The sequence below is a fragment of the Nostoc sp. FACHB-280 genome (genome assembly GCF_014697615.1).
In the GTDB taxonomy this organism is placed as follows: domain Bacteria; phylum Cyanobacteriota; class Cyanobacteriia; order Cyanobacteriales; family Nostocaceae; genus Nostoc_B.
In genome coordinates this window covers 13,238-35,006 of record NZ_JACJSD010000040.1, presented here as the reverse complement: position 1 = coordinate 35,006, position 21,769 = coordinate 13,238, and the positions used below count along the sequence as shown (strand labels likewise).

Here is a 21,769-nt window from a genome sequence, read left to right as displayed (position 1 = left end):
TCCATTACTCCGGCGGCAGTTTTACGATCGCAAACCAGAAATTTTCTATGGATTGTACAATTTTAACGAATTGATCAAAATCTACCGGCTTGGTGATATAACAATTAGCAGCCAAATTATAGGCTTTAAGAATATCTTCTTCCGATTGGGAAGTAGTCAGGACAACAACGGGAATGCGTTTGAGATTGTCGTCAGATTTAATTTCTGCCAATACCTCCCGTCCATCTTTGCGCGGTAAATTTAAATCTAACAATACAATATCAGGATGAGGTTTTCTGGCATAGCTATCCTGCTTGCGTAAAAATGCCATCGCCTCTACACCATCTTCCACAACGTTCAAGTTAATTGAGATTTTGCTATCTTGTAGGGCGATGCGTGTCAGTTCCGCATCACCAGGATTATCTTCAACTAACAAAACCTCAATTGGCATAATTGGTTGTGGGTTATTCACGATGGTTGACCTGCTTGATCTGGAATTGTGAAATAGAAATTCGAGCCTTGGCCCGATTCTGACTCAACCCAGATACGTCCGCCGTGGCGTTCTATGATTTTCTTACAAATTGCCAAACCAATACCAGTACCCGGATACTTACTTCTACCATGCAAACGCTGAAAAATTACAAAAATACGTTCAGCGTACTGTGCCTCTAAACCAATTCCATTATCACTTACACAGAATAACCATTCGTGCTGAGTGCTGAGTGCTGAGTGGGGTGAGGGGGGAGACAAGGTAGAGGGGGTAGACAAGGGAGAAGAAACATCTTTGTCTACATTTCTTCCTTGTCCACCTTGTCCCCCTTGTCCCCCATCCCCTTCATCTGCTCTCAATGCACTAATATGAATACGTGGTGGAATATCTCGGCGGAATTTGATGGCGTTACCGATGAGGTTTTGAAAGACTTGTGTTAGTTGTATGGGATCGGCTTTGATTATGGGTAGAGAATCATAAGTAATTTCTGCGCCACTATCTTCTATAGCAAATTTTAGGTTAGCGATCGCCTGCTCTAAAATCTCTCCACAATCAACTTCTACAAAAGGTTGTCCCCTTGTTGTTACCCGTGAATAATTCAACAAGTCGTTGATTAGATTTTGCATTCGCCGCGCTCCATCTACGGCATAGTTGATAAACTGATCGGCCGTGGCATCAAGTTGGCTGCTGTATTTCTTTTCTAGTAACTGTAAATAACTTGTCACCATTCGTAACGGTTCTTGCAAGTCATGGGAAGCGACATAAGCAAACTGTTCCAATTCCGAATTAGAACGGGCTAACTCTTGAACATGGCGGGTTTCTTGTTCTAAAAGCTGTGCTTGGGATAAAGCGATACCAATTTGATTGGCTAACTGGAGTAATAATTCCGTTTCAAAGTTGTTCCAATGACGGGGGTGAGCGCATTGATGAGCAATTAATAAACCCCAAATCCCATCGCGGATGAGAATTGGCACTACGAGGTTCGCTTTGACACCAAACTGCTGCAAAAATGCTTTATGACAATCTTGAATCTCAGCTGTTGCAATATCAAAAATTGCACTGATGCGTCCTTGACGATATTTTTCTACGTAATTTTGTTGGAAACAAGGGTCAAGAATATTTTGTCCTAAAACCACAGGCCAACCTGGTAGAACAGCTTCTTGTACTACTGTACCTGAACCATCTGCCCACAAACGAAAAATCAACACTCGGTCAGCGTGCAGCAGTTTTTGGACTTCTTGCACTGTGGTTTGCAGAATGTCTGTTAACTGTAAAGATTCTCGAATTTTCAGCGTTATTTCAGCAAATAATTGGGATCGCAAGTTCTGTCTTTTTAATTCTTCCTCTGCTTGCTTGCGGTCAGTCACATCCAAGGTGACACCAATCATCCGAATTGGCTGATTTTCGCTATCGTAGATGACAGTACCCCGTGCTAACACCCAATGAATGCTGTTATCTGGCCAAATACAGCGATATTCTGCTTCGTAATCACCATGATTTTCTATAGCTTGTCTGACAGACTCTTGCATATAAGAGCGATCGTCAGGATGAATACATTCCAACAGCTTACTATAGGTAAACTCAACTTCTGGCGGTAAACCAAAGTTGATATAGCACTGACTAGAAGCAGCTAATTCCCTTGTTTTCAGGTCTAGTTGCCAAGAACCCAGTTTAGCCGCCTGTAATGCTAACTTCAGTCTTTGGTCACTTTCGCGTAAAAATGCTTCTGTTTGTTGTCTTTCAGCTAAATGTCGTCTCAGTTCTAACTGACTAATTACTTGACGACCTAAAGCCAACAAAGCCTCTACTTGTTGTTGGTTTAGTTTTCGTGGTTGTGGGTCAATTGCACAGAGCGTTCCTAATATCTGTCCATTCGGAGAAATCAAAGGCACACCCGCATAAAAACGCACATGGGGATAGCCAGTAACTGCGGGATTCGCAGCATACTGCTCATGCTCTAAAGTATCATTAATAACGACAATATCCTGGCGTTCTAAACAAAGATACGATAAGCCAACATTACGAGGCATTTCTGGCACATCTATACCAAGTTTCGCCTTAAACCACTGACGGTTTTCATCAATGAAATTAACCAAAGCAATCGAAGTCCCACAAATAAAAGCCGCCAACCGAGCGAGATTATCGTAGGCTTGTTCTGGTTCAGTATCTAAAATCTGATATCGGCGCAGAGCTTCAAGCCTCGCCTGTTCTTGATAATAAGATTCAGTTTGCATTAATTTTGGGAAAAAACTTAAAAAAAGATTTGATTAAAAGTTTGGAAAAATTTGATTTTTATTGAAGGAAGCAGGAGCTTTTTGAGATTTTAAAGTGTTTAACAGAGAAAGCGATCGCCCTAAACTTGAATAATGGGCATGATTCCAGTTTAGACAAAATAGAAGGGAGTAGGGAGTAGGGAATGGGTAATAGGAAGTAGAGAAAAATAATTCCACACCATTACACCCTTACACCCTTACACACCTATACCCCCAGCAAAGCCACCTCGCGCAACTTAGCACTCAACTCGCACATATTACCTGTATTGATTCGGTAACTTAACGGATGTCCAATTAACCGTGCCGTACTGTGATACAAAGTCTCCAGTTCAATTAAGCCATTTTCGCGCAAAGTCCGCCCCGTAGAAACCAAATCAACAATAGCTTCTGACATTCCTGTAATCGGGCCAAGTTCCACAGAACCAGACAACGGTACTATTTCCACTGGTAAATCTAAACTTTGAAAATATTCCCTAGCACAATTGACATACTTAGAAGCAATGCGGCTGTGCGGCGGAAAATCTAAAGGTGATTTGTAAGGACTAGCTGCTTTAACTGCCACCGACATGCGACAATAGCCAAATTGTAAATCAACTAAATGTGCTACCTGTGGCTGTTTTTCTCGCAACACATCATAACCAACAATCCCCAACTGTGCCTGACCATATTCTACATAGACAGGTACATCCTGTGCGCGTACCAACAAACCCTTAGCTTGTCCACTCGCATCAAGAATCTGAAGTTGGCGATTTCCAGAATCTAAAAAAGCACTAAAATCTAATCCTACAGATTGCAACAGGCGGATGCTATTTTTTAGTAGTTCCCCTTTCGGTAGTGCGACAGTCAACATTCTTTTTCTTGATATCCTTAGCGTGTAGACAGTTCATTTATTATTGAGAATATCTCGATTGCTTACCATAAGCAGCATGAGAATTTTATTAGTTGACGATGAAGTAGAATTAACAGACCCCTTAAGCCGTGTGTTAACTCGTGAAGGTTACACCGTAGATGCCGCTTATGATGGGGCGAATGGTAGTCAACTGGCCGCAGCCAGTCACTATGACTTACTAATTTTAGATTGGATGTTGCCAGGAAAAACTGGATTAGAAATTTGCCAAGAATTGCGACGACAAGGAAAAAATACACCTGTGTTGTTTCTTACCGCTAAAGATACTTTAGACGATCGCGTGCAAGGTTTAGATGCTGGTGCAGATGATTATTTAGTCAAACCCTTTGAATTACGCGAGTTGTTAGCCAGAGTCCGCGCCTTATTGCGTCGTGGCGCTTCCCAAACCTATGAAACCACACCAGGAAGATTAGTTGTTGCTGATTTAGAACTTGATTGCGACAACCAAGTAGCTTACCGCCAAGGACGCATCATTGAACTCTCCCAAAAAGAAAGTCAACTTTTGCAATACTTTATGGAACACACAGGACAGTTGCTAACTCACGCCCAAATTATGGAACATCTCTGGGACGATGAAGAACAACCAAGTAGCAACGTCATAGCAGCATTAATTCGCCTGTTGCGCCGCAAGATTGAGGTAGGTAAAGAAACTACTTTGATTCACACAGTGTATGGTAAAGGCTATCGCTTCGGTAATACTTTTGTTGAGTCAATCTGAGATATACAAAACCATAGCAATCTATTTGATTTACAAACATCACTCTACCTTGTCTCTTTTCTTCATATCTCCAACAGGAATGCTACAAGTATTTTTCACTATAAAAAAATGGGTGAGAAGTTTTTTGTTACCTCTCAACCCATATCTAGCTAAATATGAAAGCTTAACAGTATTGCCGAAGCTTACAAATCATTTTTCTTGTTGATTTTCTTCAACCTGATAGTACTGAGACCGAATAAGCCCAAAGCAGCTAGTGTACTAGGCTCAGGTACCTTCTTAGGTTGAGGCTGAGAAGTAGGCGGTTGATAGTAAGTTGTGGGAGATGGAGCAGGCGCAGGGGCTGGTGCGGGTGCTGGTGTTGGTGCGGGTGCAGGCGTTGGTACTGGTGCAGGTGCGGGTGTAGGTGCTGGTACTGGCGCTGGTGTTGGTGTTGGTGCGGGTGCGGGTGCTGGTGCTGGTGCTGGTACTGGCGCTGGTGCGGGTGCAGGCGCTGGTGCTGGTGCAGGCACTGGTACTGGCGCTGGTGCTGGTGCTGGTGCTGGTGCTGGTACTGGCGCTGGTGCTGGTGCTGGCGCAGGTGCAGGCACTGGTACAGGCGCTGGTGCTGGTGCGGGTGCTGGTACAGGCGCTGGTGCTGGTGCGGGTGCTGGTACAGGCGCTGGTGCTGGTGCGGGTGCGGGTGCTGGTACAGGCGCTGGTGCTGGTGCTGGCGCTGGTGATGGTGTAGGTTTCTCAGCCTTATCGCACTCTATCTTCTTGTTGTAAGCATCATACTTTTTGTTGTTAGCGTGTTTTTGAGCCTTGTCACAATCATCTTTCTTGCTTTGAGCTTCTTTGTGAGCCTTGTCACAATCATCTTTCTTGCTCTGAGCTTCTTTCTGAGCTTTGTCACAGTCTGCTTTCTTTGTATCAGCGTTTTTCTGTGATTTCTGGTAATCAGCCTTCTTTGTATCAGCGTCTTTCTGAGCTTTGTCACAGTCTGCTTTCTTGTTATTAGCCTCTTTCTGAGCTTTATCACAGTCTGCTTTCTTGATATCAGCGTCTTTCTGAGCTTTGTCACAGTCTGCTTTTTTATTGTCAGCAGATTTCTGAGCTTGCTCATATTCCGCTTTCTTGTTATTAGCCTCTTTCTGAGCTTGCTCGTATTCGGCTTTCTTATTATTAGCTTCTTGTTGCTTTTTGGCTCTGTCTGAACCAGAAGCTTTGTTGGCTTCTTGCTGGGCTTTCTCATAAGCTGCTTTTTTGCTGTCAGCATCTTTCTGAGCTTTGTCACAATCAGCTTTCTTGTTGTCTGCATCTTGCTGGGCTTTCTGATATTCGGCTTTTTTGCTGTCTGCGTCTTTTTGAGATTTTTCGTAGTCAGCTTTTTTATTATCAGCGTCTTTTTGATATCTATCGTAGTCAGCTTTTTTGCTGTCTGCGTCTCTTTGATATCTCTCGTAGTCAGCTTTGTCGGTGTCTGCGTCTTTCTGAGCTTTCTCGTAATCAGCTTTCTTGCTGTCTGCGTCTCTTTGATATCTCTCGTAGTCAGCTTTTTTGTTGTCAGCGTCTTTTTGATATCTATCGTAATTGGATTTAGCTGTTTTGGCGGTTTCCTCTGCCTCGTCAGCTTCGGCAACTAATTTGTTGTATTCTTCTTTGAGTGTTTGTATTGATGTGGGTGCTGATGTTGCTATCCCTGCTAGTTTGCTACTTCCTTCTCGACTCGAACCAGCAACTCCTACACTGGTTGCACGTAAGCCGAATTCTTGACCAAAAAATTGATCTAGGGTTAAGGCTGCTGTGCTGTGAGATAGAACAAAGGTGGCTGTGCGGAAATCATCTGACCCACCTTTTAAACCGTTATCACCAATTTCGATCCCAAAGTCAAATTTATGGGTATTACCATCTCCATTGAGACCAGCTTGACCGACGCTTTCTAGTAGTCCTAAGTTACTGTAGGCTGTTGTTGTGATGTCTGTTCCACCTACACCTGTGACTTTTAGTCCTGATAGAAGGTAGTTGTCTTTGATGTCGAAGAATACTCCGCGAATGTCTCCAATATTTTTATAGGTTGAGTCGGTGATAAATTCTACTTTAAACTGAACTTTCCCTGCTCCGGCTATGGTGTCATCTAATGTATATTTGGCTTGTAGGGAACTGCCTGTAAAGTTTGTGGTTGTAAAGCTCATGGCTGCTGCGTTTGCTTGCGACATTTGCCCAGCCATGACTACCGCTAATGATGATACGCCACAGGTTATGTAACCTATGAGTTTTTTTGAGTTCATTTGTGTCACTTTTTTTAATTCTCCTTTTCGCATCTAAAAAGTTTCATAAAAACACTTGGCAGCAGAAACTCTCCTTCAAAATCTAGTTTTGAAGCCATTACGCACTCAGCCTATAAATTGCTTTGCGAAAGCTAATCGATTTCTGCAAATCAGTATTCAATCCTGGGTTAGCTCACTGAGTTTATCTAACAGCAACTTCTACTTGCTAGTGAGTTCAATGGAAGATGCACCTAAAGTCAATCTCTGAATTATGGTTCTCAGCGATTGCATAGATATAAATTGGCACACTAAGTTCTAAAGAGTCTATAAGTTGCTTTATTTTTTTATCAGAACTTTAATTTCAAGAATGAAAAGAAGATTTTTTATGTATTTATATATATATACAGTGTTTATACCCAAAGCTTAAATAAAATTACTACATCAAGACTAATTAGACAACTGTTAATGTATGAGAATACAGAATTCAACTCGGAATTTGGACTTCTTAACTCCTAAATTATATTTAGATAAGCTTGAAAATTAATTTGAGTATTTTTACGGGTTTACATTCTTCAACATTCTAGTAATTTGAGTTTGCAGTTTATTTCTCAATAGTTGAGCTTTTTGATAAGTATCAGCACGGTCTTTACTTGTATGAATCTGCTGTTCTAAGGGTTGGATAAAATATCGTAAGCGTGTTTTCATTGCCCAAACTCCCATTGAGGGAAATAATAGCAAGATAAACATTAATGGAGATATGGGTAAAAATGGTAGTTTGATGATGCGTTGCAACTTTTTACTATTTACAGTCCAAGGATGCAAAAATTCGCTACCTATGCAAACTACTGGCGTAATCGGTATATGATAGCGATCGCTCAACTGAATAAAGCTGATATCGAATTTTTGCAGTTGATAGCGTTTTTGCCAGCCTTTACCCGGCCCACGTATGCCTTCGGGTGCATACAGCAAAATTTTACCATGTGCGATCGCTGTCTCAAAGTCGTGAATTTCTGCTCGCACTGCACCTAATACTTGCGACCATTGGGATGGTAGCCACCAAATCATCCAAGGATGTTCAAATAAAGAGACATTGGCTAATGGTTGCACTACCCATCCCTGTGTTTCACTTAACAAATAACCCAAAGTCAGAAAATCCCAAGGAAAACACATCCCTGCGTGATTCATTGCCACAATCATTGGCCCTGTTTGTGGCAAATGCTCAATTTGTTGCAGTTCTCCCCGAAAATAATATTTCACAATTGGGGCTAAAATTTCTTGCCGAAAAGCTTGTTGATATTTGGGGTTAAATTCTCCAACTTCTTTTCTAGGGGAACGACAACCCAAGCGCAACCATCGAATTAGTAGTGCTAAATAAAACCCACACGGTATCAGAAATAATATATATTCCAACCAATTCCAACCATCTGGGTCACTGTGATAATGTTGCCAGTGACGGTTAAACAAAATTAACCATCCTGGCGGATACCACAGACAAATCCAATCAAACCAACTAAATTTATAGCCTTTGTCTGAGGATGTTTCTAGGGTTTGGTGAAAGACACTCTCGGAGTGTTGATTAATCACGATGGTTATGTGGATTAGACAAGAGTATACTTAAGTGTATATTTTAAGTGTTTAAATTTAAGATGGATATCCTACTGTAGATGTAAAATAATTGACATTTGTAGCTGGAGTTTAGCAATATTTATAGTTATTAGTATTTTTGTAAAGATAAAGAGCGATCACCTGATATCTCAATCAATTCAATCCAGTCTACGCCAGTGATAGAATAATATAAGTACGCACTGAAATTTCCTCTGTAAATGAATAAAGTATTAGATGAAACTTTTTCGTTAGAAATTGCTAAACGCATTAAAAGTAAAGCAAATAAAACTTTTGATAATGCTTACAAAGCAGCATTATCGACCGAGGGGGCAATTTATGTTCAAGGTTTTTTAGTTTATGCTGGTAAACCTTATCGCCCTGTTGAACATGGTTGGATTGAATTAAAAGATACCTCTGGGGAAGATTCCGTTACACGCATCATTGACCCCAACTTACCTCACATTAGTAAAGCCAACCAAGAACTTTGGTATTTTGCCGCACAAAGTTTAAACGCTAAACAACTCAAAGCTATCATCGAAGAATCAAAAGAGGATTATCCCGAAGATGACCCCTTACCAATTTACGGCACAACACCTTATGAATACTATGGTGATGTGATGTTAGGAGGTCAAGAATATTTAGCAGCTTATCAAGCCGCCGAAGCTAAATGTCAAGAATTAAAAGAACTCAATTAACACTGATCATAGGCTATTTACTCTTAATCAATTAATAGGATTTCCCATCACTGCCAAAATATTCTCGGTAAGCACAAATTCTATCGCCGCGCACATCAAAAGACACCGCAACACGGTTTTTGTAAGGTTGTCCTAATAATAGACCTTCGTCACGAAACTCAAAGACGACGGTTTGATCATTACTAGTAACACGGTCAACAGCAGTTAAAGTAATTCCCGAACCAAAAGATTCTGAAACATATTGAAAAAACTCTTGGGCGCGTTCTTTCCCCTCATTCAAACCATGAAATTTACCCATCGGAAACCATAAGCTAAAATCTTCTGTTAGCATATCGAGAAACTTTTGCCATTCTCCCGTCGCTAGACCGTATGTAAAATTTTCAAATGCTTGGTGAGCAACTTTTAATGTATTTGCAGGGTCTTGTGTCATTGTTCTCAACTATTTATACACTCAGCGTCAACTTTAAACCATATTTGTTATCTCACATAAAAATGTATAAATCAGATTTTATTTATAAAGTCATCATTCTCTAGGGAGAGATATTAAAATATGCCAATTTTAATATCTCTCCTAAATGTTAATTAACAATTATCAATAATAATATTTACGATTTTATTGTATGTTTTAAGCTAAAAAATGAGTGAAAATATATGGCGATCGCACCTGATAAAGCAATTTCCGAAACCTCGCCAACACCAGCAACCCATCAAGAGTTTGACTGGCAAAACTGCTGGTATCCCATTGCGTTTACACAAGATTTACCAAAAGACAAGCCTTACAGATTTTCCTTATATAATGAACCCTTGGTTTTATTCAGAAATCAAGAAGGAAAATTAGGTTGTTTAACAGACCGTTGTTCTCACCGCGCTGCTAGACTATCTGATGGACAAATTATTGATGGCAGAATTGAGTGCTTATATCACGGCTGGCAATTTGGAATTGATGGTCAATGTTTGCATATTCCACAATTACCACAAGATGCCAAAATTCCTGCCAAAGCCTGTGTTAAATCTTTGCCTGTAGTAGAACGCCAAGGGATAATTTGGATGTGGGCTGGGCAAGAACAACCTCTTGAAGAATTAATCCCCATAATCCCAGAATTAGACAAACCAGGGGTATTTTGTACAGATTACATCCGAGATTTACCTTACGACCAAACATATTTTATTGAAAATGTCATTGACCCAGCCCATGTTTACATTAGCCATGATGGTATTGTTGGTAAACGCGAAAATGCCCAACCACTTGACCTAGAAGTTCTTGATAGTTCATTGTCAGGCATTCGTGGGAGATGGCGCAGCACCAGACAACAGCACCAGCCTTGGTCGTTATTAAATTTTGTTGCACCTAACTTAGTTATTTATCAATCTAGCAATAGTCATATAGGCAAATTTGGGGGAGTAGTTTTGTATTCCCTACCTATGTGTAAAGACAGATGTCGAATTTTGCTGCGAAACTATGGAAATTTCTTCCCTTGGCAAGTAAAGTTGATGCCCAGATGGTTCGACCATATTATGATCCGCAACATAATTTTAGAAGGGGATTTGCAAATTGTTGTGGAACAAAAAAGACAAATTGAGCGTTTAGGAAAAAGTCTCAAGGAAATTTATTTACCACTCAAAACTTCTGACACATTAGTAGTTGAGTATCGCAAATGGTTAGATAAATTCGGTCAAGGTTTGCCATTTTATCAAGGTTATGACTCAGAGAAAAACTTTCATAGCAATGAGTTACAGGAAAGTTCGCTGACCTTGGATAGATTATCGCAACATACTCAAATCTGTAGTTCTTGCAATCAAGCTTATCGGGTGACAAACTCAAGCAAGCAAATTTTAATTGGAGTAGCGATCGCACTTGCGGCTTTAGCTATACTTACAGATAACTCTTGGGTTAAACCTGTAGCTGTGGCAGCTAGTTTATTCGCAGTAGTATTAGCCTTTGCAGCACAGCAATTAAAAACTAAATTTGAACGTGCTTATACTCGTCATTAGTTTTTCAGCTAAATCTAACTTTTGTAACTCATCAATTCATGGATATCGCAAATAAATATGGTGCAAGCATACGAAGATAATAAAAGTTCATATTTACAGCATCAAAATGTGAACCTTCCACAGACAGACACAAGTAATCAAACTTGGACAGGACGCAAGCATGTTGAAACAGAAGCATCACTCAACTCAGTGATTAACTTCCCACAAGTACCGTTTGAGGTAAAAAACTTTGTCACTGGTGAATATGGTACGACTCAGATTTTATCCATCAACGACAGTACTGGTGAATCTACACAACGAGTCATCCTCAAACAAGGTTGGAACGCACCTATCGGTCATTTCACCACAGATGTAGAAATTTTCGTCCTGACAGGTACACTTTGCCAAGGTGGATTTAAACTTCGCAATCTCAGTTACTCATATATTCCGGCTGGTATACCTACAGGCCCTTGGAAAACCGAAGAAGACACAATTCTGTTGTGGATGCCAGACGCTACCCCCACTTATATTACAGAAGACTATGCCAGCCTAGAGCAAATTCCTGCCACTTCTTTATACCACGGGAATATGCAGACGCATCCACGCATGGCTGAGTATATACCATTGCAAGAACTCCACGCCATGAAATGGGAAAGCACAACTTTCTTACCGCCTGGTTCAGCGCGTAAAAGTTTGTATACCAACAAAAAAACCGGACGCGCCACCTGGGTTCTTGGTTTAGTACCAATGTGGATAGAAGGTAACTTTTATGCAGGTCATCCCACTACCGAAGAAGCTTATGTCATCAGTGGAGATGTACTGGGACATTGGTCAATGAGCGATGATCCATTTAATAGACGTTATGCAGCAATGTGCAAAGATGGTTACTATTGGCGACCTGCTCATGTTCCCCACGGCCCATTTTGGACAGAAAGTGGCGCACTGCTGTTATTTCGGACAAGCGATCGCTTAGATTGTTATTGGATACTGCATAACCCAGATATTACTCAGCAAGACGATGCACGTCTTCAGTCTGCACTGAATCAGCACAAGTAAATAGTCAATGACAGGCAAAAGTCTAAAATCAAAAATTAACAATCTATTTGACATTTGCCTGTGACTTAATTGCACTTACAAAGCCTTATCCCACTCTAATTGATGAGCTAAACCATACTTAATAAAATCTTCGACTGTTGCTTTATCACTCTTACCAAACACACCTAAACTGTAAGGATTATCTTGCATACGTTTTGTAACTTGTTCTTGTTCAAATTCCCTGACTTCTTCTCTAGATTTTTCTGGTTTAAAAAAGTCTACGACCAAAACAGTTCGATCATAATCAGTGTAATTGTGAGGACAGTGGGGATAGCTATGATCTAAAATCAAAAACTTACCTTCATGCCAATAAAGCTGGTCATAGCAAATTTTCATCGCCACATCACCCTCCGGCACAATCAAGCCCAAATAGCCGCGATTCATGTGTGGGTTATAGTTAACATGCAGCTTGATATCCAAACCTGGATGAAATGTCCCAAAATAAACATTTCTCAGGATATTATCTTCCTTAAAGTTAACTTTTTCAATAGCCTTCGCTAAATTTGGTAAATATTTCTTTCTTAAAGAAAGAGCTTTTGCTGCTGCCTCATCTGTGCCATCATCTGGATATTGGATTTGATGTAATTGAATATATTCCTCAATAAATAAACCTTGGAATAAAATTCCAAAAGCACTATATTTTGAATCACCTTTAGTTTTAATTGTTTTACTCTTAGGCCCCAAAACATCGTAAGCAAATTTTAACTCTTCAGTTGATGCCTGCTGCCTAAAGCTAGTAAACTCATCCCTAATGACTTGCCATTCATCTTCCAGACTGTGGAGAAACGGAAATTGCTGGGGGTCGAGATGATATTCATTAAAAGTTGCCATTGTTTTTATCCTGAAGTTAATTGAATAAAAGATGTCAGAATTCAGAATCATTGATAAGTAAAGGTTTTACTAGACAGAGATTCTCATAACCTCAAACTACAAGTTATCCAAATGTGATCAATTCTGACTTCTGTATTCTTTATTCTGAATACTTACTAAAAACTATTACATAATCATAGTTTTTAGCCGAGGTTCCAGTAATATATAAAAATTTCTGGTTAAACCAGCCAGAATTTAAGCTGATATACTTATTTTAGTCTGAGGTCTACTGTGTCTGAACCTCCCTTATTAGATAAAGTTATTAAAAATGTGCGAGTAGTTCGCCCTCATCAAGATGCAGTCGAACTACTGGATTTAGGCATTAAAGATGGTAAATTTGTGGATATTGCCCCTAATATTAGCGCCACACAAGCCAAAGAAATCTTCGATGCTAAAAATTTACTCGGCTTTCCAGGGGTTGTGGATGCTCACATGCACATTGGCATTTATCAACCCCTCAATCAAGATGCAGTCACAGAAAGTAAAGCTGCCGCAATGGGGGGAGTTACAACTAGTTTAAATTACATTCGCACTGGACAATATTATCTCAACAAAGGTGGTTCCTATCGCGATTTTTTTCCTGAAGTATTGGCATTATCCACAGGTAATTTTTTTGTTGATTACAGCTATCACGTTGCACCCATAGCCAGCCAACATATCGACGAAATACCTTTATTGTTTACAGAACATGGGGTATCTTCATTTAAGATTTTCATGTTTTATGGCGGTTATGGGTTGCATGGTTTGTCAGACCAGCAAAACTTGTTTTTGATGATTAATAAAGAAGAACGCTACGACTTTGCCCATTTTGAATTTATCATGCGTGGTATAACTCGTTTGATGGAAGAATATCCAACAGCACGAGATACTATTAGCTTAAGTTTGCATTGCGAAGTTGCCGAAATTCTCAACGCTTATACCAAAATAGTCGCCAACGATTCTAGTCTGAGTGGACTGTCTGCTTATAGTGCTGCACGTCCGCCTCATTCTGAAGGTTTAGCAATTTGTATTGCGGCTTATTTAGCACATGAAACTAATTGTGCAAATATCAATTTGTTACATCTGAGTTCGCGCAAAGCAATGGAAGCAGCGTTGACTATGCAAACTGCTTTTCCTCATATTAATTTCCGGCGAGAAGTGACGGTGGGACATTTACTTTTAGATGTTGATAGTCCTAATGGTACTTGGGCAAAAGTTAACCCGCCAATTCGTCCCCGTGCTGATGTGGAATATTTATGGCAAGCGATATTGGATAATCAAGTAGATTGGATAGTAAGTGACCATGCTTGCTGTTCTGCGGAACAAAAACGCAGTGCGAAAGACCCCCATAATATTTGGTTAGCCAAGTCTGGTTTCGGCGGTACGGAATATCTACTTTCGGGTGTATTAAGTGAAGGTAGTAAGCGGGGAATGTCTTACAACCATATTGCTAAGTTGCTATCGTGGAACCCATCGCGGCGCTTTGGTGTATTGCAAAAAGGAGATATTGCTGTTGGTTATGATGCAGACTTGGTGTTAGTAGATCCAAATGAAAATTTTGTGGTACGTGCAGCTGAGTCAGAATCACAGCAAGGTTACACACCGTTTGAGGGTATGGAGTTAACCGCAAGAGTTAAGAGTACTTTTTTGCGAGGACATTTGATTTATCACAACGGACAGGTTTTAGGTTCGCCGACAGGGCGTTATTTAAAACGCTCTATTTTGTGATCAATACGAAAACAGAAATTTGCTGGGTAAATCAAAAGAGAAGCCAAACTGAACATATAAAATTGCATCATCTTTGATGACAGACAATGAGCAAAATGATTGTAGTTGTGTAATCTCAAATTTAAATTTAAATTGCATTTATTGAAGGTGTATAAAAAATGAGCCAACAAATTAAAAGAGCATTTTTAGACACAGAAGATGGACAAATTCTTTACCGGATAGGTGGAAAAGGTGAACCCATACTTTTACTACACATGACTCCCCGTAGTAGTGACGAATTTCACGAATTGATGCCGATTTTAGCGGAGAAAAAATTAGTCATTGCAATGGATTTAATGGGGTTGGGTGATTCTGACAAGCCACCTAGAGTTTATTCAGTTGCAGACTATGCAAAAACAGCGATCGCACTTTTGGATGAATTAAACATTGAAAAAACGAGTATTTTCGGTAGTCTGACTGGGGGTTATATTGCCGGAGAATTAGCCGCAGTGTATCCAAATCGTGTTGATAAGCTGATTCTCTGTAATTTACTTGCCTTTGATGCACAAGAGCAAGACAAAATTCTCAAAAGATATTCTCAAGGATTTCAAATTCAAGACGATGGCTCTCATTTGATGGCACAATGGTTATCTCGTGTTAATTATATTGGTAATGGCGAGTTAAATCACCGTTGTGTTTTAGATGATTTGAAGTGCTTTGGCTCTCCTGTATATCCTGGGATTGCAGTCGCCAACTATTGTCTTTCTGCTCCAGAAAGATTTCGCTTAATTCAGTGTCCGACTCTGATTTTATCTGGAGAAAAAGCTTTAGAACCTTTAGAAAAAGTTGGTTTAGCCAAAGCAGAGAATCAATCGTGGCTTAAGGAAGTAATTCCTCACAATCAAAGAGTAGAACTAGAAGGTGGAAGCCTATGGATGGTGAATCAAATACCAACAGAAGTAGGAAAAGTAGTAGTTGACTTTCTGGAAAAATAGTGTGTACTGTTAAAGAGCGATCGCACTCCTACCTCAAGAAAATTTACACCCAACAAAAAAATATTTAGTTGGAAGTCCCTTAGCGGTAGCACTTTATTATATTGCTATCGAGTCCATAAATTTAGCTGCAATTAGCTGTCATTTTACAAAGAATTAGTTTCATTAACATCGTCTACGGCTTGTTCTAATATTTCAGATGGCAACATACCTGCTCGATGAGCATCATCAGACACTCCGTGAGGATTTAAAATACCCTTTGGTAAGTACACTAATTCCCGTAGCGGTGTTACCATTGCATCTTCGGTAACTTTGTAAGGCAATCTTCCCATCGCCACATTATCTAAGTTCAACTCATGGCGATCATAAACGCTAAGTTCATATTCTTCAGTAAATGAAAGACAGTTTGTGGGGCAGAATTCTACACAATTACCACAAAAAATACAAACTCCAAAATCTATGCTGTAATGTTTGAGCTTTTTCTTTTTGCTCGCTTTGTCAAATTCCCAATCTACTACTGGCAAATTAATTGGGCAGACTCGCACACAAACTTCACAAGAGATACACTTATCAAACTCAAAGTGAATTCTTCCGCGAAATCTTTCAGAGGGTATCAGTTTTTCGTAAGGATACTGTACAGTAATGGGACGGCGACGCATGTGGTCAAAAGTAACTGATAGACCTTGCCCGATGTATAGCCCGGCTTGGAAACTGTGTTTGGCATAATTACCAACTTCCTTAAGAAAATTAAACATAAAAAACCACTGTTAGCTAATAGTGCTATTAATCAGCACGTTAATAGTAATTACTAATAGTTAACTCCCTCAAACGGCAGAATTAATGTGAAAATTTAGTGTCAGTTAAAATACAATAAATTATCAAAAATAATTAAAGCTATATTATCTGTTTTCTCTCATTGAAGTTCCTTAGTAAGCCACATAATAACCGTTTTAGTTATTTAACTTAACAAAGAGATGTGATTCTTTTGATAGATGAAGATATCTATGTATGGTGGGAGTATAGACAAAGGATATTTTTTAACATTAATAATTAGAGATTAAAAAATATTGTGATGTATTTGAACAGTCTTTGAATAAAAATATCTCAAAAATTAGTGAATTTTACTGTTTAAGTTTAATTCACAAATATATCTATTTGGTTGAAGTATGACACAAAAAAAATCAGGCATCAAAGCTCAAAAATCTAACCATATGACATCATCGCAAGTGAGTGAAACAACATTATCAGAACTAGCAAAACAATCATCTTTAGGTGTATCTTCAACAGATTTTACTTCTAGCCAAAAAGCAAATAGAAAAGACACAGTTTTCACAGATACGCCTGATATAGTGTGTTTTTCTCATTTGCGGTGGAATTTTGTTTATCAAAGACCACAACATATATTGAGTCGTTGTGTGCAAGAAAGGCGAGTATATTTTATTGAAGAGCCAGTTTTTAGCAAAGAAACGTTAGGGCGGTTAGATATCCGGCAAGATGATCACGGGGTAGTGGTTGTTGTACCACACTTACCAGAGGGGTTGAGTGAAGAAGGGATCAACGCAGATTTATGTCTGCTGCTTGATGGTTTATTTGCAGAATACAGCATTAGCAATTATATCTGTTGGTATTACACACCAATGGCGATCGCTTTCACTAACCACTTGCAACCCCAGGCAATTATCTATGATTGCATGGATGAATTATCTGCGTTCAAAGGCGCATCACCCAAATTAAAGGGCTATGAAGCAGAATTATTCCGCCGTGCAGATTTGGTATTTACAGGTGGGCAAAGCCTTTACGAAAATAAAGTCAATCAGCACCCCAATGTTTATGCTTTTCCTAGCAGTGTAGATGTGGCGCACTTCGCCCAAGCGAGAAATATTGCAGAACCAGCAGATCAAGCAAACATACCTCATCCGCGTCTCGGCTTCTTTGGCGTAATTGATGAACGGATGGATATTGAACTGTTACGTGGTGTGGCTGAGACGCGTCCCGATTGGCATTTGGTAATAATTGGCCCAGTGGTGAAAATTGACCCAGCAATTCTGCCGCAGCGTGAGAATATTCATTATCTCGGTAGTAAAGACTATAAAGAACTACCTGCATACTTAGCTGGATGGGACTTGGCGATGCTACCATTTGCACGCAATGAAGCCACCCGCTTTATTAGTCCTACCAAAACCCCAGAGTATTTAGCCGCAGCTAAACCCGTAGTTTCTACTTCGATTCGAGATGTGGTGCGTCCTTATGGAGAATCGAAACTAGTAAGAATTGCAGATACGGTTGATGAGTTTGTAGTTGCTGCTGAACAAGCAATGCAAGAAGATAATTCAGCCACAGGTTGGTTGAGTCGGGTTGATGCTTTTTTAGAAAAGATTTCTTGGGATCGGACTTTGGCATCGATGATGAAACTAATAGACTCTGCGATCGCCACCCACAGCAAAGAGGATAAAATGAGTTCCAATGGTGCCGTTGCAGGTAAACAAGCACCCAATATTATTACTAGAAATTTTGTTTTTGATTATCTGATTGTCGGTGCAGGGTTTTCTGGTAGTGTGATTGCGGAACGTTTAGCCACTCAGTCGGGAAAGAAAGTTTTAGTTGTCGATAAACGTAACCACATTGGCGGGAATGCTTACGATCATTACAACGAAGATGGTGTTCTCATCCATAAATATGGGCCGCATATCTTCCATACCAATTCCCGCGAAGTCTTTGAGTACCTTTCGCGCTTCACTCAATGGCGTGCTTATGAACATCGCGTTTTAGCTAGTGTAGAAGGGCAACTTGTTCCTATCCCCATTAATTTAGACACCATTAACAAACTCTATGGTATGAACCTCAATTCTTTTGAGGCGGAAGAGTTTTTTAAATCACTGGCTGAACCAAAGGAATACATACAAACTTCAGAGGATGTGGTGGTCAGCAAAGTTGGGCGAGTTTTATATGAAAAGTTTTTCCGGGGTTACACCAAAAAGCAATGGGGATTAGATCCATCAGAACTTGATAAATCAGTGATAGCGAGAATTCCTACCCGTATTAATCGAGACGATCGCTATTTTACCGATACATACCAAGCTATGCCACTTCACGGCTTTACCCGGATGTTTGAGAATATGTTGAATCATCCCAACATCAAGGTAATGCTGAATACCGATTATCGAGAAATCGAAAAAGCGATACCTTGTCGAGAAATGGTTTATACGGGGCCAGTGGATGAGTTTTTTGATTACCGTTATGGCAAATTACCTTATCGGTCACTGGATTTCAAACATGAGACACACAACATCCCAGTATTTCAACCTGCGCCAGTCATCAACTACCCCAATGAACACCTCTACACCCGTGTAACTGAGTTTAAATACTTGACTGGACAGGAACATTCTAAAACTAGTGTTGTCTATGAATTTCCTCAAGCTGAGGGCGATCCTTATTATCCTGTACCGCGTCCTGAAAATCAGGAGATTTACAGGCAATATAAGGCTTTGGCAGATAACACAGCAGGGATCTATTTTGTGGGACGGTTAGCAACTTATAAGTATTACAACATGGATCAATGTGTGGCTCAGGCTTTGTCTGTTTACAAGCAAATTGCTGTGAAAGTTTGAGTTTGGAAGTGGAATGATTTTTCTCTCACGCAGAGACGCAGAGGCGCGGAGAATATTAGGAGTGGGTATGAGTTATGGTCTGTGATGCGAGATATCCGGTGGAAATTTGGGCTGGAGTAGAGTGTACTGTTAATCGCGTGGGTGAGGAGTATTTTGATCAGTTGGAATCTAATGGTCATGCAAAGCGTTTGGATGACTTAGAGTTGTTTGCCGAATTGGGTATCAAGAAAATGCGTTACCCGGTTCTTTGGGAAAGAGTTGCGCCCGATGGCTTAGAAAATGCTGACTGGTCTTGGGTAGATGTGCGGTTAGGAAAGTTAAAGGAACTTGGTATTACTCCAATTGTGGGGTTGGTGCATCATGGTAGCGGCCCCCGTGATACTAGTTTGATAGATCCCGCATTTCCGCAGAAATTAGCCGAGTTTGCTCGTGCGGTGGCTGAACGCTATCCTTGGGTAACATATTACACGCCAATCAATGAACCATTAACAACGGCACGATTTAGTGGGATGTATGGTCACTGGTATCCACACGGTAGAGACAATTTAACTTTTGCCCGTGCTTTGTTAGGGGAATGCCAAGCGATCGCATTTTCTATGCAAGCAATTCGAGAAGTTAACCCCAATGCTCAACTTGTACAAACTGAAGATTTGGGCAAAACTTACAGTACAACCAAGTTGGTGTATCAAGCAGAATTTGAAAACGAACGCCGTTGGTTGAGCTTTGATTTATTGTGTGGTGACATTACCTCAACTCATCCGATGTGGGGTTACTTGTGTAACTGTGGCATTAGTGAAGCGGAACTGGAAGCAGCTTGCGAAAATTCTTATTGTCCACCAGATATTATTGGCATTAACCATTACCTCACAAGCGATCGCTTTTTAGATGAACAATTAGAAAACTACCCCGCCCGGACACATGGTGGTAATGGCCGTGATCAATATGCAGATGTTGAGGCGGTAAGAGTTTGTGCTGAAAATGTGGCAGGTGTGTATACTTTACTCCAAGAAGCATGGGAACGTTATAAACTACCCTTGGCTGTCACTGAAGTTCACCTGAGTTGCACTCGTGAGGAGCAATTGCGCTGGTTTTATGAGGCGTGGAATGATGCTCAGAAATTACAAAATGAAGGTGTAGATATTCGTGCTGTTACAGCTTGGTCACTTCTTGGCAGCTACGATTGGAATAGTTTAGTTACACGCTCAGTTAGCTATTACGAATCAGGCGTATTTGATTTACGCTCTCCACATCCTAGACCAACTGCGATCGCTAAATTAGTCCGTGATTTGGCGACTGGTAATCAACCCCATCACCCTTTACTTAACACACCAGGATGGTGGCATCGACCACAGCGTTTATTATACCCAGCTATTCACTGTCTCAATGAAGGGAGTGATAACAATAAATTTACCAACTCAACATTCAATACTCAAAACTCAGCACCGGCTAAACGCCGCGCTACCGCTAACAGCACTCAGCACTCAAAACTCAGCACTCCCCCTCTAGTCATAGTCGGCGCAAAAGGTACATTAGGACAAGCTTTTGCTCGGTTGTGTGAGATGCGAGGTATTACATATCGCTTACTCACACGTCAAGAAATGGATATTACTAATCCTGACTCTGTAAATGCAGTGTTAAAAAAGTTAAAACCTTGGGCAGTGGTAAACGCGGCTGGATATGTGCGCGTAGATGATGCAGAACGTGAACCTCATATTTGCCTGAAAATTAATACCGAAGGTGCAGCTATCTTAGCTACTGCTTGCGCTCAACATCATGCCGTACTGTTAACTTTTTCGTCTGATTTAGTTTTTAATGGTGCTGTAACTAAACCTTATGTAGAAAGTGATGACGCTGCACCTCTGAATGTATATGGTTGTAGTAAAGTTTTAGCTGAAAAATTAGTATTACAGGCTTATCCTGCATCACTGGTAATTCGCACTAGTGCATTTTTTGGCCCTTGGGATGAATATAACTTTGTAACTATTGCTTTACGTGAACTAAATGCTGGTCATACTTTTGTGGCGGCTGAAGATGCGGTTGTTTCACCTACATATATACCGGATTTAGTTCATACAAGTCTTGATTTATTAATTGATGGTGAAAGCGGCTTGTGGCATTTGGCTAACAAAACTGCGATCGCTTGGGCTGACTTGGCGCGATTAGTAGCAAAACAAGCTGGTGTGAGTACCAAGAATTTGATTGCTTTGCCTATGCAAGAAATTAATTTACCTGCAAAACGCCCTACTTATAGTGTACTTGGTAGCGATCGCGGTCAATTAATGCCTTGTCTTGATAGTGCTATGTCTCGCTACTTTGATGATAGAGGCTAACCCATTCGTTATTCACTAACCTGCATTCACAATGTCAAGCCTTACATTAGCAATGTGTCTCCCTGCATTAACAATGTCAAGCCTTAAATTAGCAATGTCTCAACCTACATTAGCAATGTATCCTTCTGCATTAACAATGTCTCAGTATAGATTAACAATTTAACGTTCTACATTCTTTATTTTTAATTTCCAGTGTCTAATTATGTCAACAATTTTTAGTTACAGGCGGAGCCAGATATATTGGCTCTCTGTAGAGCGCGATCGCTGATTAGGAGACACACCAATTTTAGTCGGCAGTATTGAT

Annotated in this window: 16 protein-coding genes; 8 read left to right on the top strand and 8 right to left on the bottom strand. The window is 40.2% G+C overall.

Annotated features, from left to right (window positions below; genetic code table 11):
• Positions 1-4 precede the first annotated feature (4 nt).
• The 3 genes from H6G75_RS24370 to hisG form a co-directional block, all read right to left on the bottom strand.
• The gene (locus tag H6G75_RS24370; RefSeq protein ID WP_190982540.1) at positions 5-430 is read right to left on the bottom strand and encodes a response regulator; all 426 of its coding nucleotides are present in this window, start codon (positions 428-430) and stop codon (positions 5-7) included.
• Between the two features lie 17 nt (positions 431-447).
• On the bottom strand, positions 448-2,703 hold the full coding sequence (locus H6G75_RS24365; RefSeq protein WP_190982517.1) for a GAF domain-containing protein: 2,256 nt from the start codon (positions 2,701-2,703) through the stop codon (positions 448-450).
• Between the two features lie 244 nt (positions 2,704-2,947).
• Positions 2,948-3,592 (bottom strand): ATP phosphoribosyltransferase, encoded by a 645-nt coding sequence (hisG, locus tag H6G75_RS24360; RefSeq protein ID WP_190982516.1) that lies wholly within the window; start codon positions 3,590-3,592, stop codon positions 2,948-2,950.
• Positions 3,593-3,668: 76 nt separating this feature from the next.
• Here hisG and rppA point away from each other — a divergent pair, with 76 nt between their 5' ends.
• Positions 3,669-4,367: a two-component system response regulator RppA gene (gene rppA / locus H6G75_RS24355; RefSeq protein ID WP_190982515.1), complete on the top strand. Its 699-nt coding sequence runs from the start codon at positions 3,669-3,671 to the stop codon at positions 4,365-4,367.
• Between the two features lie 182 nt (positions 4,368-4,549).
• On the opposite strand, the gene H6G75_RS24350 is transcribed toward rppA, so the two are convergent.
• Entirely contained in the window at positions 4,550-6,634 is a 2,085-nt protein-coding gene (locus tag H6G75_RS24350) for a hypothetical protein (RefSeq protein ID WP_190982514.1), read from the bottom strand.
• A gap of 534 nt (positions 6,635-7,168) precedes the next feature.
• Complete coding sequence (locus H6G75_RS24345) at positions 7,169-8,197, bottom strand: 1-acyl-sn-glycerol-3-phosphate acyltransferase (RefSeq protein ID WP_190982513.1); 1,029 nt, start codon at positions 8,195-8,197, stop codon at positions 7,169-7,171.
• Positions 8,198-8,436: 239 nt separating this feature from the next.
• Between H6G75_RS24345 and H6G75_RS24340 the strand changes: the two genes are divergently transcribed.
• Positions 8,437-8,913: a hypothetical protein gene (locus H6G75_RS24340; protein WP_190982512.1), complete on the top strand. Its 477-nt coding sequence runs from the start codon at positions 8,437-8,439 to the stop codon at positions 8,911-8,913.
• 31 nt (positions 8,914-8,944) lie between these two features.
• Here the strand turns inward: H6G75_RS24340 and H6G75_RS24335 are convergent, their stop codons facing one another.
• Entirely contained in the window at positions 8,945-9,343 is a 399-nt protein-coding gene (locus tag H6G75_RS24335; protein WP_190982511.1) for a nuclear transport factor 2 family protein, read from the bottom strand.
• Between the two features lie 221 nt (positions 9,344-9,564).
• Here H6G75_RS24335 and H6G75_RS24330 point away from each other — a divergent pair, with 221 nt between their 5' ends.
• Both H6G75_RS24330 and H6G75_RS24325 read left to right on the top strand, forming a co-directional pair.
• Positions 9,565-10,905, top strand: coding sequence for a Rieske 2Fe-2S domain-containing protein (locus tag H6G75_RS24330; protein WP_190982510.1), 1,341 nt, complete (start codon positions 9,565-9,567; stop codon positions 10,903-10,905).
• Positions 10,906-10,962: 57 nt separating this feature from the next.
• On the top strand, positions 10,963-11,940 hold the full coding sequence (locus H6G75_RS24325) for a DUF4437 domain-containing protein (RefSeq protein WP_190982509.1): 978 nt from the start codon (positions 10,963-10,965) through the stop codon (positions 11,938-11,940).
• 75 nt (positions 11,941-12,015) lie between these two features.
• Here the strand turns inward: H6G75_RS24325 and H6G75_RS24320 are convergent, their stop codons facing one another.
• Positions 12,016-12,810 carry an aspartyl/asparaginyl beta-hydroxylase domain-containing protein gene (locus H6G75_RS24320; protein WP_190982508.1) on the bottom strand — a complete coding sequence of 265 codons (795 nt, stop codon included), beginning with the start codon at positions 12,808-12,810 and terminating at the stop codon, positions 12,016-12,018.
• Between the two features lie 270 nt (positions 12,811-13,080).
• On the opposite strand from H6G75_RS24320, the gene H6G75_RS24315 reads away from it, so the two are divergent.
• On the top strand, positions 13,081-14,556 hold the full coding sequence (locus tag H6G75_RS24315) for an amidohydrolase family protein (RefSeq protein WP_190982507.1): 1,476 nt from the start codon (positions 13,081-13,083) through the stop codon (positions 14,554-14,556).
• Between the two features lie 158 nt (positions 14,557-14,714).
• A complete protein-coding gene (locus H6G75_RS24310; protein ID WP_190982506.1) occupies positions 14,715-15,530 on the top strand; it encodes an alpha/beta fold hydrolase in 816 nt (271 codons plus the stop codon).
• A 143-nt stretch (positions 15,531-15,673) separates the two neighbouring features.
• Here H6G75_RS24310 and ndhI read toward each other — a convergent pair whose 3' ends face one another.
• Positions 15,674-16,282, bottom strand: coding sequence for an NAD(P)H-quinone oxidoreductase subunit I (ndhI, locus tag H6G75_RS24305; RefSeq protein WP_190982505.1), 609 nt, complete (start codon positions 16,280-16,282; stop codon positions 15,674-15,676).
• A gap of 411 nt (positions 16,283-16,693) precedes the next feature.
• On the opposite strand from ndhI, the gene glf reads away from it, so the two are divergent.
• A complete protein-coding gene (glf, locus tag H6G75_RS24300; RefSeq protein WP_190982504.1) occupies positions 16,694-19,135 on the top strand; it encodes a UDP-galactopyranose mutase in 2,442 nt (813 codons plus the stop codon).
• 74 nt (positions 19,136-19,209) lie between these two features.
• Positions 19,210-21,465 carry a family 1 glycosylhydrolase gene (locus tag H6G75_RS24295; RefSeq protein WP_190982503.1) on the top strand — a complete coding sequence of 752 codons (2,256 nt, stop codon included), beginning with the start codon at positions 19,210-19,212 and terminating at the stop codon, positions 21,463-21,465.
• Positions 21,466-21,769: the final 304 nt, after the last annotated feature.

Bases quoted from the DNA above. Each gene is read 5' to 3' on its own strand.
- H6G75_RS24335 (WP_190982511.1), bottom strand. From the start codon at position 9,343: ATGACACAAGACCCTGCAAATACATTAAAAGTTGCTCACCAAGCATTT.
- H6G75_RS24325 (WP_190982509.1), top strand. From the start codon at position 10,963: ATGGTGCAAGCATACGAAGATAATAAAAGTTCATATTTACAGCATCAA.
- H6G75_RS24370 (WP_190982540.1), bottom strand. From the start codon at position 430: ATGCCAATTGAGGTTTTGTTAGTTGAAGATAATCCTGGTGATGCGGAA.
- H6G75_RS24365 (WP_190982517.1), bottom strand. From the start codon at position 2,703: ATGCAAACTGAATCTTATTATCAAGAACAGGCGAGGCTTGAAGCTCTG.
- H6G75_RS24330 (WP_190982510.1), top strand. From the start codon at position 9,565: ATGGCGATCGCACCTGATAAAGCAATTTCCGAAACCTCGCCAACACCA.
- H6G75_RS24350 (WP_190982514.1), bottom strand. From the start codon at position 6,634: ATGAACTCAAAAAAACTCATAGGTTACATAACCTGTGGCGTATCATCA.
- H6G75_RS24340 (WP_190982512.1), top strand. From the start codon at position 8,437: ATGAATAAAGTATTAGATGAAACTTTTTCGTTAGAAATTGCTAAACGC.
- rppA (WP_190982515.1), top strand. From the start codon at position 3,669: ATGAGAATTTTATTAGTTGACGATGAAGTAGAATTAACAGACCCCTTA.
- H6G75_RS24295 (WP_190982503.1), top strand. From the start codon at position 19,210: ATGGTCTGTGATGCGAGATATCCGGTGGAAATTTGGGCTGGAGTAGAG.
- H6G75_RS24320 (WP_190982508.1), bottom strand. From the start codon at position 12,810: ATGGCAACTTTTAATGAATATCATCTCGACCCCCAGCAATTTCCGTTT.
- H6G75_RS24310 (WP_190982506.1), top strand. From the start codon at position 14,715: ATGAGCCAACAAATTAAAAGAGCATTTTTAGACACAGAAGATGGACAA.
- glf (WP_190982504.1), top strand. From the start codon at position 16,694: ATGACACAAAAAAAATCAGGCATCAAAGCTCAAAAATCTAACCATATG.
- hisG (WP_190982516.1), bottom strand. From the start codon at position 3,592: ATGTTGACTGTCGCACTACCGAAAGGGGAACTACTAAAAAATAGCATC.
- ndhI (WP_190982505.1), bottom strand. From the start codon at position 16,282: ATGTTTAATTTTCTTAAGGAAGTTGGTAATTATGCCAAACACAGTTTC.